The sequence below is a fragment of the Legionella shakespearei DSM 23087 genome (assembly GCF_000373765.1).
Taxonomy (GTDB): Bacteria; Pseudomonadota; Gammaproteobacteria; order Legionellales; family Legionellaceae; genus Legionella; species Legionella shakespearei.
Map to the genome: position 1 here is coordinate 18,376 of NZ_KB892398.1, position 15,061 is coordinate 33,436.

The following is a 15,061-nucleotide window of genomic DNA, read 5'->3' on the forward strand; positions in this document are numbered from 1 at the left end:
CTGGATCCCGTGGACAAGCCACGGGACGGCGGAGTATCGAGCGCATCCCCTGTTGCTTTACTCACTGCTATTAAGTGATGCGATACTCCGCCGTACCGCGGCTTGTCCGCGGTATCCAGAGATCCAAGTTCGGAGTGAGATTTCTGTGCCCCTGAAAATGCTGCTTCCAGTTCACTTACCAGCAATGCAAAGCCGCTTCCATCAATGATCAAGTGACTCAAATGAACATAAAGATAAAATCCACCCTCTTGCACTTGCCACTGAAAACAATAAAGAGGATTTAGCGTTTCGCAAAATAAAACTTTTTCTACCAATGAGTGCCCATCAATCCGGGTAACCGGATTTAGTGAAGGCTGATGCAGGCGTTTATATAAAACGCCATCATGAGCATAAAAACGGTAATTCAATTCCGGATGCTGGCGTAGTAAAGAGTAAACAGCCGCATTGATTTGCTCATGGCTGAGCACCTGATTGATTAGAAATCGATAACTGAGCGTACAGGATTTATCCTCAGGATTTTGCAGCAGGCGATTCCAGATTAATTGTTCCCCTGCTTCTGCTTTTAATGTCATAGTATCTAGCATTGTATCCCCACCCATCTCATTCAACCGAGCTTATAAAAGAAGTTATTAATTGATTAAATTCAGCGGCAAAAGTAATAGGAATGAAATGCCCTGCTTTTTCAAAAACAGTAAGTGCCTGATGCGGAATGACCTTCAAATGTTCTATTTGCTGTTCGTTAATGACCGGATCCAGCTTGCCTAAAATAATTTGGGTGGGCAGATTAATGCGTGCCAGCGCTACAGGATCAATGGACAGATTCATCAGCTCTTGATAATAGTCTTTCAAAATGCTCATCGGTGTTTTACAGGAAATATAATCACTAATCGATTGATCAGTCTGAAACGCAATTTTTAAAACATCATTGTTCGCCCTTAAATCGTCCTGCATCTCCACCGTTTTTTCAAACAGGCTGTAATCAAACCGGGTAGTACAGGCAATCAGACTCATGCTTTTCATGAGTTCCGGTTCTGCAACTGCGACCAATATGCTTAAAATCCCTCCTAAAGACCAGCCGATGAAATGAGGATTTTCATCCAGAGAACGCGCAAAAGCAGCAATTTTTTTAGCAAGATTCTCAAGGACAAAAGGCTCACTCATCGCATGCGTATCATGACCTGGATAATAGGGGATATGAACCTGATAGTTATGCTTGAGCAACATAGGTATCTGCCGCAACCAGGCCTTATAATCACTGTTCAATGGCGGTAATAACAGCAGTTGGGCAGTGCCCTGATTCGTGCTGCTTAACCAGGTTAGGCCTGCCTTGCGATAAGCCCTCATTCCGGGGATCACTGCCATTAAGTTAAGCGCTACTCCGCCTTCCTGCGGCGGGACGGCGGAATCCCTCAACTCATTGGCAGTGACTCCGGGGATTTCCGGGATGTTCATGGATACTTCCAATTCTGGCAATTCATGGGTCTGGGTTAATAATTCTTTTGAAAAAGCAATAACCGAGGCAGCGCTCCATACCTTATCAGCAGAAGTGGTATAGCCACGTTCTTTCAGTTTGTTCAATACCGTTAAAGCAGTTAAAGAATCTATACCTAACTCGGCTAAGGATTTATTAATGTCTATTAATTCGTTTTGATAAGACAATACTTCACACAAAATTTCAATACAGGATTGCAAGGCCTTAGTCCCGGTCTGAACCTGCATTACTTTGCCAATCTTTTGTTGGACGCTGTATTCATTTTTGGCAAAAGAAAAGGGTTGAGGAATTGCTCTTGCATCACCAGCAACAAATTCCATGATCAAATGACCATTAGAGCCAGTAAAACCATAAGCACTGATGCTGGCATGATGCTTATCCACAGGCCAGGGAACAGGCTGATTATTGATGCTAAGACCTGCCGGAATGTTTAATAAGGGGTTCGCATGTTTAAATAAAGGATTGGGAGGAATAATCTGGTAATGGTAAGACAGTGCTGTTTTAACCACTGATGCCAAAGCAGAGCAAACCAAAGTATGGCCAATGATCATTTTGGACGCCCCCAAATAGCAGTTTGAATGCATCGCATCAACTGCCAAGGCTTCAGTCAGTCCTCGCAGTTCAAGACTATCTCCCAGTTTTGTGGCAGTTCCGTGCGTTTCAAACAGAGCAATATCATTTAAAGTCAAACCCGCTTTTTGATAGGTTTTTCTGATCAAGGCTTCCTGTTGCTTGGCATTGGGAGCCATCAGGCCATTACTTAAACCATTATGGTTTAAACTGATTTCTTTAATCAAACCATAAACAGGCAAGCCCAGTTCCTTAGCTTTTTTCTCGGAAATGAGCACCAGACAAATCACGCCCTCACTGGCAACAAAACCATCTGCTTTTTCATCAAAAGCAGCGCATTCATTGGATTGGGACAGCATTTGGCTGGAGCGAGCCAAAGTGTGGAATTCACTGGTTGAAAAAATACTGGCACCGCCGATTAAAGCGGCCTCGCAATCACCATTTTTAAGCGATAATTGAGCTAAATGCAGGGCGGTCAAACCGGAAGAACAGGCGGTATCGATGGCAATCGAAGGGCCATGAAAATCATAAAAATAGGACAATCTTCCCGAAATGGCTGAAAATGCATTACCTGAAAAACTGTAAGGATTTACTGCTGCCTGTTCATTTTGCGCCAATAAATTTTTATAATCGCCAGGCAAGCTGGTGCAAAATACACCCGTATTCAATTCAGCCAGTTGTGCTACGGATAATCCACTGTTTTCAATAGCCTGATAAGAGACTTCCAGCAATTGCCTTAATTGCGGGCTCATACATTGGGCTTCGTTCGGTGAAACATTGAAAAATGCAGCATCAAAACTGTTGGGGTTGTCAATAAAACCAGATATTGCACTGCTGTCATCAGACCAGGTCCGCGTTTTTTTAGTCGAAACCGTACCGCTTAACAAATTATCCCAAAACTCATTTAATGAATTGGCACCGGGAAGCCGGCATGCCATACCAACCAGTGCGATTTTATCCTGACTATTCATGTGCCAACTCCACTACAGACTCAGTGATGCTTGAGTCAAACCAAAATTCTTTTTGTTCAAATACATATCCGGGTATATGTAATTTTGTAATTTGCTCTGAGAAATGCTGTTCCCACACAACATCTTTTCCAGCCATAAAAGAATGCATTACCTCATCCTCAAGCAGCGTCACGGCATCATCCGTTTGCAAATGCCTCATCAACTCATCAAGAGAAGAGCACTTGCAAATAAAGCGATGCCTGAAGTGTTCTCTTCGGCACGTCAACATATAAGATAGTGCTTCTGCGGAACAGTCCTTTTCTTTGGTAAGAAAAGCAAGCAACTCTTTTTTCATCAGTTGCAGCAATTGTGGCTTTCGCGCCGAGAGAGGAAAGTAACATTCTGCCTGCCGAGATGGTGACACTGTGCTCGCCGGGGCTTGCCTTAAAACCACATGAGCATAAGAACCACCAAAACCAAAAGAACTGATGCCCGCAACTCGCTCTTGCTTATCCCAAGGAGTATTCTCAGCAACGATTTTAAAAGGACTATTGTGCAAATCGATATAAGGATTCAGCGTATTAAAATGTAAATTAGCAGGAATGATTCCATGCTTTAAAGCACAAATGACTTTGACCATTGAGGCCACTCCTGCCGCTGGCTCAAGATGCCCCACGTTAGTCTTTACAGAACCAAGCAAAATACTGTTTTTAGCCGCATCTGGAAGTAATTCGGTGAAGGCTTGAGTCAAGGCGTCAATTTCAATGGGATCACCAAGCTTGGTTCCGGTGCCGTGGGTTTCTATATAACTGACCTGACCTGCCAATGCAGGGGTGTAGGCTTTGAGCAGCAACTCCTTTTGGGCAGCCGGATTAGGTGCCGTGAGCGAATTGGCTTTGCCACCATGGTTTTCAGCACAAGCTGTAATCACCGCATGAATGGCATCTTTATCGCGTAATGCATCCTTAAGACGTTTGATAACAAAGACTCCTGCACCCTCACCTCTCACGTAACCATCAGCTTGTTCATCAAAAGTAGCACAGCGGTAATTAGGGGACAAAACACCCATGCTTTTTGCCGCTTCTGTAACCCCTGAATCAATCAGCAGGCTGACTGCACCACACAAGGCAAGTTCGCATTCATTGTTTTTCAAAGCCAAAATACCGCGATTGACGGCAATCAGGGTACTGGAGCAGGCGGTATCAACTGTCTGGCTTGGGCCATTAAAATCAAATAAATAAGACACTCTGTTGGCCAGCATGGCATGAGAATTACCTGTAGCCATGTAAGGATGTTGCGCTATGTTGTTCTTGCTCAGCAAGGTTTGATAATCATTAAACTGCACCCCCGCAAAAACACCAACCGCTTTCATGGTCGCTGGCGGATAACCTGCATCGAGCAAGGCCTTATAACTTTCCTGCAGAAACAGCCTATGCTGAGGATCCATCAACATGGCTTCTCTGTTGGATAAATTAAAAAACTGGTTATCAAATTGTCTGATGTCATCCAGGGTTGCCGCAAAATATTCCCCATCCCAACGGCTTACCTGCCTTACTGCCGATTTGTTCTGTAACAGCATGTCCCAAAAAGGCTCAGAGTCCGAACTTCCGGGCAACAGCGCAGAAAAGCCAATAATGGCAAACTCATTATTATTGTCTTCACTCAAATCGGTGCGCATGTCAACACGAACAACAGGAGCATGCGACACCGCGTCCACTTTTTGCTGCGGCATTTTCTGATTCAAGTACTGAGCTATTTTCAATACGCTGTTATAGGAAAAGAAAGCGCTGGGCGCGATGGGAACTCCCGATTTTTTCTCAAGCAGACCAGCGAGTTCAGTCAACAGCACGGAGGACATGCCCAATTCATTAATCCCGGTTTCAGGAGTCAGGGTTGCAGGATTTTGGTGCGTCACTTCGCTAAGTGCTGCAATGACTGACGCGGTCAAATCATCCAGAGATCGTTCCGTAACACGATCAACGGATTGTTTCATCAGTAATTTTGCCCGTATATTCTTTTTATTCCCTTGTAATGGAATAATCTGAGCCGGATGTTTTTTATCCAGAAGACGCTGAAATAATTGCGCCCCCTGCTGTTCATTAAGAGGATCTATACCCGTAGCCTCACAAAGGAACGCAATAGTTTGTTTGCTTAATGATAATCCATCCACTTCCCACAAGGGCCAGTTTAGGGTCATACTTTTGCCCTGGCGAAGGCCTTTATTCACCAGACCTTCACGATAATCAGTAAAATAATCAACAAAGGTATTAGCCATACAATAGTCTGCCTGCCCCACATTGGAATACACAGCAGACATGGAAGAAAAGGAAACAAAGAAGTCCAGAGCCAATTCTTTGGTTACTTCATCAAGAGTTTCAGTTCCCTGAATTTTGCTTTTAATAACTTCACTAAAGGCAGAAAAAGATTTTTCACGCAACAGGCCATCGTTAAGAACACAAGCGCTGTTAATCACTCCATTCACCTGGCCGTATTGACCAATAATCTCTGTTATAACTTTGCTGAGTGCTACAGAATCGGTAATATCTGCCTGGTAATAAGCTACATGAGGATTTATCGCTTTAAGCTGTTGAAACTGATCCCATTTTGTTCCGGTGAGCGCAGAACGCCCCAGACAAATGACTCGTGCATTGTATTGCCTTAACAGGCATTTACTGACGATCTGACCTAATGCCCCGAGGCCACCACTGATAATATAAACACCGCCCTCTTTCAACAAAGGGGCATGCGAATCCTGAATTAATTCTTCATTTTCGCCAAACACTTGTCTTTGCCACTGGCCGTCGCTCACTGCCATCAAGTTACGCGCTACGGCGGAACTAGTGTGGCCGTGGTTGTACTGATAAATACCGGAAACACCTTCTTTGATTTGACATGTTTGCACGAGTTCAGCAATTTGCGAGATGGAATCATCGCTTTGCATCACCAAAGTATTAATGGTGGAATGTTCCAATTTTAAGGTTCGGTACAAGCCATCGATTGCGGCGCGGCGACATACAGAAATGCTTTGATGCCCCAGAGGGCTTACCAAAATCAAATCAAGATGAATTTTTTTAGCAGTAAGGCTTTTGGAAAAATCGAAATGCTTTAATAAATAGGAATCGTCCTCACTCTCACCCAAAGCAGTTAAATTTACAACCACATATTTTTTATGAGGCTGTTGCTGGAATATGGCATCCAATTGGAAAGCAGCATCATCCAAAAGTAAACATTGCTTTTGTTGTGCGAAGAGTATTTGCTTTTGTGCAGCCGTTACCAGAAATAAGGTTTCAACCTCTTCGTACACAGACACAAGTGGCGAATCACAAAGCTCTGTTTTTTTAGTCATCCAAAGCGCTTTGTCTTTTTCAATCTGAACTGCCTGGGCAGCATGTTTAATTTTACCGACCCCACTTTGCAGATCAATCCAAAACGGCTGAGTCCCCTTTAATTTATTCTTTGCACGAGGCAACTCATCATAAGCATACTGTCGAGGAGGACTTTGCAAAATCACATGTCCGTTAGCACCTCCAGCCCCAAAAGCGCTAACCCCCGCATAGACAACCTGCTCTTCATCATTGCCCCAGGGTGACACGTTCTTTTGAATGACGAAGGGAGTTTGTTCCAAGCCCAATAAAGGATTTTCAATATCACAATGAATACTTGGCACCTTCATTCTATAGTGCATTTGCAACAGTACCTTAACTACAGAAGCAAGGCCTGCGGCTGCTTCCAGATGGCCTATATTACTTTTTAAAGAACCAATCGCTATTGAATTATTATTCTGGCCATAGACCTGATTCAGTCCGGAAATTTCAATGGGATCGCCCAATGATGTACCTGTGCCATGAGTTTCTATATAACTGATGTCTTCCGGATTAAGCCCGCTTTTATCCAAAGCCTTTTTAATCACCTGAGCCTGCGCTGTTGCCGAAGGAACAGTCATGGCACTGTGTGCGCCATTGGAATTTATGGCGCTGCCACGAATAACGCCCAGAATTTTGTCATTGGCAGCCTTTGCATCATTTAATCGTTTTATGACCAGAACAACACAGCCCTCTCCGGGGACATAACCATCGGCAGCGATACCAAAACTTTGGCATTTGCCCGAAGGGCTTAAAAATTTATTTTCAGATAAAAAGCGGTACTTACCAGGATGAGACATAATGTTGGCAGCACCCACCAGAACAGCGTTACAGTCATGAAGTTTTAAACTATTCAAAGCAATATGTAAGGCATTAAGGCCGCCCGAACACATGGAATCAACTCCCATACTGGCGCCATTAAAACCAAAAGCATAGGAAATGTGGTTTGCCATAGCGGATAATGAACTGTCCACCAACTCATTTTCTTTATTCAAATTTTGATAATGCGCGTACATGTTAGCGACAAAAACAGCAACATTACCCTCAAGGCTTTTGAGGAAATTACATTGCTCCAGAGCATAATAGCTTTGATGCAACAAGCGTCTTGCCTCAGGTGTCATTTTTTGCGCATCACGAGGCGTGATTTTAAAATAGGCGTTATCAAACAAAGCCGCTTCCCGGATAAAACCACCCTGACGGCAATAACTTTTTCCCTTTTCATCAAGACTGAATTGCTCTTGCCAATCCCAGCGTTGTTTGGGTATGGGTTTGATTGCATTACTGCCGTTTTTAATGAGTTCCCAGAATTCATGCAAATCCACTGCTTCGGGAAATTCACCGGCTGCAGCAACTATGGCGAAATGATCGTTATCCTCAGAAGGTTTTGCAGTTTCAGGCACACGCAGTTCATGCTGCTTTTCATTTGTTGCTACCTGGATTGTAGAATCAGGAAAAACTGATTGTAATGCAGCCAAATGGTTTTCCATCAGATAAGCAAAAATCTGATTCACACTGGCGTGTTGGAAAATCAAGGTTTTGGGTATTTTACATGCAGCACCAGACTGGGTTAGCTCTTTTTCAATATGAATGGCTATATGGGTCGCAATAATCGAGTCAACACCCTTTTCCAATAATGAAACATCATCATCCAGATTTTTAATTTTCGTGCATTCGACAATGATTTCCTTTAGGCGTTTTCGCGCCTTGTCCGTTGCGAGTTGCGCCTGAGAAGAGACTGCACTTTCGGTTTTATGGCCTGGATTTAATAATTGATCCGTCCCGTTATACACCGTAGTCACGACAAGATTGTTGGCATGAATCAAATCCAGAAGCGCTAATGCCTCTTCGGATTTCATGGGCAACATGCTTGCAGAATCGGGCATTTGCATCCCTTGTTCTGTTTCCCATAAGCCCCAGTTGATGGAAGACCATTGTGTCCGGTTTTTACCATTGTGACGTCTTGCCAATTCATTCAGGCTGGCATTAGCCGCGGCATAATCGGTCTGACCAATATTTCCTGTAACGGCAGACAACGAAGAAAACAGGGTCACTGAATGCGGTTTGAATTGTTCAGCGAGTCGTGCAATCACCTGCGCACCAGCAAGTTTTACTTCTATGGTGTTTAAAAAAATACTCTCCTCTTTGTTAACAAACAAAGAGTCATTCAGGTTCCCTGCCAAATGAATAATATGATTCAGCGCGCCATACTGATTATTAATGTAATGAACAATATCCTGCATTTCTTCAAATTGAGTGCAGTCAGCCTGAAAATAGGCTTTGGCTTTTATTTGTTTTAAATTCGCCGCACGTTCTGCACTTAAGGGTTTTCGCCCTGTCAAAAAGACCTGGCAATGATGTTGTTTGTATAAATGCTCTGCCAATAATTGGCCAATCGCACCAGCGCCTCCAGTGATTAATACATTGCCGGAAAAAGACTGGCTTGTAGAAGCGGTTGCGGTTAAGGGCTGCCAGCTGGAAAACGATAAGGTATTGTTTCCAAAATGATAATGACCCAATTGTTCTGATGAAAAGCAGTGATGAAACAATGAGGGAAGAACATTTAATACATCTGAATTTTGCGCAGTAACACGCGCTATTTTAACCTGTGCTTCATGGGAAAATGCCGTCACTGCCCCGGTTAAAAGTCCTGAAAAAACATTAGGCTCATCATCGATTAGCAACAACTCACAATAATGAGTACCCACATTTTTAAGCAAATGGTAAACAAAACTCGCCTGCTGCTGCCATGTACCTTTAAGGTCTCGCAGCTCAATGGCAATTCGTGATCCACCATGAGCAAGAAAGCGCTCTAAAGCATTCCATAATGGAGCCAGTTGCCTGTTGAGACTTAGTTCATAGGTGTCAGAGCTCATATTAAACGCATCAACATCGTCTTTAACGATTAGATGAAGATAATCTCGCGGATACACTCCGTTTTCTATTCTTAACTGCTCAGCACCAATTAAATGATATGCCTGAGTCGAACGGCGCTCAAAGTTCATATTTTAACATCTCTGTCTTTTATTTTTTTTCAACGCCAATTATAATCGCTTTCTGAGTATTTATGAACCTTCAAATTGCTCTAAAAATAACACACAAGAACAGGAAACAGCCAACCAAAGAGGAATTCATGTCAAACAGCCACTCATTTCATTGCTCAGAAAATAAATTATTTACCCCTCTTTGGGCTAACAAAACTGCAAATGATACCTTTGGCGATGAAGTAAAAACCCAGTGCTTCGTCCTTCCTGCGAATCAAGCGCAATTAAAGGCACAACTTAACTCATTAGCACCAGGGGTGCCTGTTTTTGAATTGGAAAATGAACAGGTATTTGAAACCATTTTTTCTCTTTGCCAGACTGCGCCTGTACCTCATATGGTCTTTGTCAGCCACTCCACCTGGTCGCATACAAAAGCTGATTCAGAGCATGTTTTGTTCCTGAGCTGGTTGCAGTCGCTCAAGCGTTTGAGCCGCTTTAAATTGTCTGTAGTTGCATTAAACGCTCTTAAAAGCGCTAACAGTAATGTGGTGACAAATCCTCTGGATGCGGTTTATTTAGGATTGGCGCAAACCTTCGCCAAGGAAATGCCTAATGCCACTATTAATAGCATCCATGCTGAAAAACTGACGCAACATATGCTGAAAAAACTGGATACTTTAAACCCATTGTCGCCATTATCCCCAATCTTTCTGGATGATGAGCATTGTTCGGTAAAAGAATTACAACCGCTTTTACTGAATGAATTGAAAGCAGGTGGATTTAAGCATAAAGGATGCTATCTGATTTTAGGCGGTACCGGAGGCTTGGGTTCCCTTCTGGCTAATTATTTATGTGACACGTACCAGGCCCAGGTCATTCTGACCAGCAGAAGAGCCGCGTCGCCAGAGGTAATGCGTCAATTTACCAATCCCAATATTATTCTGGAACAAGTTGATTTAACCAGCGAAGAAGAGATGAAAAGCTTGTTGCAACGTCATCAGCATATCGATGGTATTATTCACTCAGCGCTGGTTCTTGACGATGCCTCCATCATGGCAATGCCTGCAGAAAAATTACTGTCGGTTTTGGCTCCCAAGGTGCAGGGAACGGTTAATTTGATTCAAGCCATAGCGCATCGCCAATTTGATTTTATCCTTTTCTTTTCTTCCATTCAGTCCTTTATAGCCAATGCAGGGCAGGCCAACTACACGGCTGCCTGTTTGGCCAAAGACGCCCTGGCGGAAATGATAAAAGATATATTCCACATCAACACTCATATTATTAATTGGGGCTTTTGGGGTGAACATGGAATTGTTGCCAATGATTTTTATCGCCAACGCATGCAAAGTCAGGAAATCAGCTCCATCACTGCAGCAGAAGGCCTGGCAGTCATTGAGCAATGTCTGCAACATAATCTGCCGCAAGTGGTTATGGTCAAAGGATCCCAAAAGGCATTAAATAATATGGGAATCAATACCAGCCCAAGCCGCCGATTGCTGCCTTCTTTTGATAAAGAACAGAGCAAGGTGAAACACAACAAAGCAATGATGGATGCCCTGGATCGCTATTCCAAATATTATTTATCGCGTGTTGCCAAGCCACAGACCATAAGCAGTAAATATGAAAAATTATGGGAAGCACTGTCCCATATAAGTTATGCTGACTCACCTGATAGAAACCAGTTACTGGCAACATTTCCCGAATTGCAAGGCCATCTGAATTTAATTGATGCCTGCCTCAGCCATTTGCCTGCAATTCTCACCGGGGAAACCTGTCCTCTGTCCATCATGTTCCCTCAAGGCAGTTTTGCTCTGGTAGAACCCGTCTATCGCAATAACCCGGTAGCAGATTATTACAATGAAGGAGTTGCCTTAGCTGTTGAGCGCTATGTCAATCAAGCCATGCAACAAGGAAAAACCGTCCGTATTCTGGAAATTGGAGCGGGAACCGGAAGTACCAGTGAAAAAGTGCTGCCGAGATTAAAAGGCAAAGCAGTACATTATGTTTATTCCGATTTGTCTCATGCGTTTCTCAATAAAGCGCGAAAAGAATTCGCTGATTATCACTTCATTGAATACAAAATAGTAAACATTGAACAACCACCCAAGGATATAGAACCGTTCGACATTATTATTGCAACCAATGTCATTCATGCGACCAGTTCGATTGGCGACAGTGCGCGCAATTTATTCCAGTTGCTGCGAAACAATGGGGTTCTTCTGCTTAACGAAATTACCAGTCGCCAGGATTTTGCTACCCTGACTTTTGGTCTCACCGATGGCTGGTGGCTCAGTCAGGATGAAATGCGGATCCCTTACAGTCCCCTGCTGGATTTGGCTACCTGGAAAAAAATACTCACGGGTGCAGGATTCGCTGAATGCTACGATCACGGTGATTTTGGCCAGCACGTTATTGAAGCACATCGCGGCACATCGCATCCAGTGATTCAACGGGAAGATCTAAAGCAGGAAGTTCCTGCACAGGCTATGAACCAAAGTGCCCAACCCAGCTCTAATCAGGCGTATAACTGGTTAAAACAACTCATTTGCAAAGTCATGCATATGAGTGAACATGAGATACAGGCTGATACTCCATTTAGCGAATATGGAATTGATTCCCTCATTTCTCTTGAGTTAATAAAACCAATGACAGATAAAGTGGGTTATGTTCCTGCAACGCTGTTGTTTGAATACCCTACTTTAAATAAGCTCAGCACTTATTTTTCAGAGCATTTTGCAGCAGTGTTTCAAAGTAATCAGCCTGAGCCTAAAAGTGAACAGCAATCCAATATTCCTTATCTGACCCAGTTGATCCGCAGCACTATTTCCCAGATTTTGCATACTCCTGAAAGCGAACTGGATGCCAATACACCCTTTAGTGAATTAGGTATAGATTCATTAATTTCTCTGGAAATAGTCACTGCAATACAAAAAAAGACAGGCTATTTGCCAGCAACTATTTTGTTTGAATACCCAACGATTACTTTGTTAGCCGATTATATTAATGAACATAATTCGCTATCTGAAGCTGTTGCCACTAACGAAGTTATAACACTGCCAGAAGTGACGCAACCGGCAATAATCCAGCCAATTGATCCAGACCGAAAAGACGCAATTGCTATAGTCGGAATTGCAGGTAAATTTCCCGGAGCAGACAGCTGTGACGCGTTATGGGATTTGCTATCTAAGGGCGAAGATGCCTTTAAACCAATACCCTCGGAGCGCTGGATTAAAGATAAAGACTCTAAGTCTTATACTCAGACAGCAGCCTTAATTAATGACATCAGTTCTTTTGACCATCAGTTTTTCAATATAGCGCCCATTGATGCAGAACGAATGGATCCGCAGGAGCGCCATTTCCTGCAAACTACCTATCATGCGATTGAAGACGCAGGTCTTTGCATGAAAGAATTAAGCGGCCAAAATATAGGCTGTTATGTGGGTGTGATGAACCACGGCTATTCCTGGTTGACTCCCAATAAGCCACACAGTGCGCCGCCCAGTTCCTTGTTTTGGTCCATAGCGAACCGCATTTCTTATCAGTTCAATTGGCATGGACCAAGCTTTGCGATAGACAGCGCCTGCTCTTCATCACTCACTGCCTTGCATACGGCAATAACGGCTCTCCATCATGGGGATTGCGAAATGGCTGTGGTCGGGGGAGTAAATCTCATTTGCCATCCAAGGCAAATTGATGTGTTATGCCAGTTACACATGCTCTCCCCCAGTGAACAATGCAAGCCTTTTGGCCAAAATGCAGATGGATTCGTGGATGGGGAAGGAATAATCAGCATCGTTATTATGCCGTATCAAAAAGCATTAGAACAAAACCTGAATATTTACGGGCTTATTCGTGGCAGTTCAATTAATGCCGGCGGCAAAGCCAATGGCTATTCTGCACCAAACCCCAAAGCACAAAGTGAACTGATAAAAAAAGCACTGACACGTGCAAAACTGGAAGCCAGAGACATTCATATGGTTGAAGCGCATGGTACCGGAACAGAGCTCGGTGATCCTATTGAAATCAGGGCCTTAACAGAAGCTTATGGCTCCGTGGACAAACAAAGCATAGCTTTGAGTTCAATTAAAGGGAATCTCGGCCATTTGGAATCGGCAGCAGGCCTTGCCTCGGTAGTTAAAGTAGCGCTGCAAATGAAACATAAAAAGCGCACCCCAAGCCTGCACAGCGCTGTTGAAAACCCGCATTTACAGTTACAAAATACTCCGTTTTTCATCAACAAGACACTCACGGACTATCATCAAAATCCTTTCCGCACAGCAATCAGTTCATTTGGAGCCGGTGGTGCGAATGCCCATGTTATTATAGAGTCTTGTGAACAGGAAAAAATGCAGGCAGAACGTGTTCCTCATTATTTCTTTCCTTTATCTGCTCACTCTTATGGTGCTTTACAGAAAGAATTAATCAACTTAAGGAAGGTGTTACTGCATGCAAAAGATGATCTTGCTGCCCTGAGTTACGCTTATTGCTGTATAAGAAGCCCGCAAAAAATGCGTCTTGGTCTGGTTGTTGAAAGCCGTGATGAATTAATCAGGTTGTGCGAAGTACCTTTGCTGACTCACAGACGGTTAAGAGCACAATCACCAGTTGCCCATTCAAACAGCCTGCCAGCTCCCTTGATGTCTTCCTATCTGGATAACGGCAGGAGAAATAAACAGGATGCGCTTGCTCTGATAAACCTGTTTGATCAAGGGCTGGATATTGATTTTCGTCCTTTGTTTCAATCAAACTATTCGGTCTCTTTGCCAGCGTATCCCTTTGACCAGTTTAAACATTGGCTGGATGCGCAGGAAACCAGACTGTCGCATCGTGATGACATTGTGAATGAGCATGTTATTTTAGGCCAGCCCATTGCTCCTGCAGCCCTTAGCCTGTCGATGATCTATGAACAAGCCCCCTTCCAGTCACTGACTAATGTGCTGTGGAAAAAAGTAATCACAGAACCTGAGTCTCTGCATGTTGTTCAAGACGGTTCCCATTACCAGATTAAGGAAAAAGGTCAGTCTCTTGTTTACAGCCAGGCAGAATTAGCGGCTCCAGTAACAGCTATGAAAAAGCCCGGCAGTTTTGTTCATGCTCATCAGGCTAAAACTTTTTCTGCGCAGGAAATTTATCAGCACTTTAAAAGCAAAGGTTATAACTATGGCAGCAGTTTCCAGGTCATTTTACAGGCATCGGTTTCTGGAAATCAGGTACATTCAGTTCTTTGTGTCGACAAGGACTGGGGTTACACTCTTTCACCAGCTTTAATTGATGGAGCACTGCAAACGGCCATACTGACTGAACTGGATAACAGAGCAGATGACAGGGTTAAAGTTCCCTTTTTAATTGAGCAAATCACCGTGTTTGATGTACCTGAATTATGTCAGCCGGTTTATTGCTCGTGCATACCTAAGTCGAGCAGCAGTTATGATATTGAACTCAGTGATGTGGATGGTAATGTATTGATTGAACTCAAAGGTGTTGTGTCTATAGTTTCAACAACAGATAAATTGTTTGAAAAAGCCGCAGAACCGACCGGAACAATGAAATCAATCAAAATGGTAGAGCTCAATCCATGAGTGGTGCAGAACTGTGGCATAATCCGTAGCCCGGTCTGCTTGCAGCCGGGAAGCAAGCGGGAGATACTTAGGTTCCGCCGTCCCGCGGCTTGTCCGCGGGATCCAGAGATCTCACTCCGAGCCTAGA

The 15,061-nt window shown here is 43.6% G+C and carries 4 protein-coding genes; 1 reads left to right on the forward strand and 3 read right to left on the reverse strand.

Annotated elements, in window-relative coordinates:
• The 3 genes from B094_RS17445 to B094_RS16485 form a co-directional block, all read right to left on the reverse strand.
• Positions 1-584: condensation domain-containing protein (locus B094_RS17445; RefSeq protein ID WP_169334270.1), on the reverse strand; the 584-nt coding region annotated here is incomplete at its 3' end.
• Positions 585-600: 16 nt separating this feature from the next.
• Positions 601-3,033, reverse strand: a complete 2,433-nt coding sequence (locus tag B094_RS0107925; protein ID WP_018577276.1) for an alpha/beta fold hydrolase — start codon at positions 3,031-3,033, stop codon at positions 601-603.
• A complete protein-coding gene (locus B094_RS16485; RefSeq protein WP_018577277.1) occupies positions 3,026-9,376 on the reverse strand; it encodes an SDR family NAD(P)-dependent oxidoreductase in 6,351 nt (2,116 codons plus the stop codon). The genes B094_RS0107925 and B094_RS16485 overlap by 8 nt, the downstream gene beginning before the upstream one ends.
• Before the next feature lie 128 nt (positions 9,377-9,504).
• On the opposite strand from B094_RS16485, the gene B094_RS0107935 reads away from it, so the two are divergent.
• Entirely contained in the window at positions 9,505-14,934 is a 5,430-nt protein-coding gene (locus B094_RS0107935; protein ID WP_018577278.1) for an SDR family NAD(P)-dependent oxidoreductase, read from the forward strand.
• Positions 14,935-15,061 lie beyond the last annotated feature (127 nt).

What these genes read in the sequence shown, in the direction of transcription:
- B094_RS0107935 (WP_018577278.1), top strand. Translation starts at nt 9,505, where the DNA reads ATGTCAAACAGCCACTCATTTCATTGCTCAGAAAATAAATTATTTACC.
- B094_RS0107925 (WP_018577276.1), bottom strand. Translation starts at nt 3,033, where the DNA reads ATGAATAGTCAGGATAAAATCGCACTGGTTGGTATGGCATGCCGGCTT.
- B094_RS16485 (WP_018577277.1), bottom strand. Translation starts at nt 9,376, where the DNA reads ATGAACTTTGAGCGCCGTTCGACTCAGGCATATCATTTAATTGGTGCT.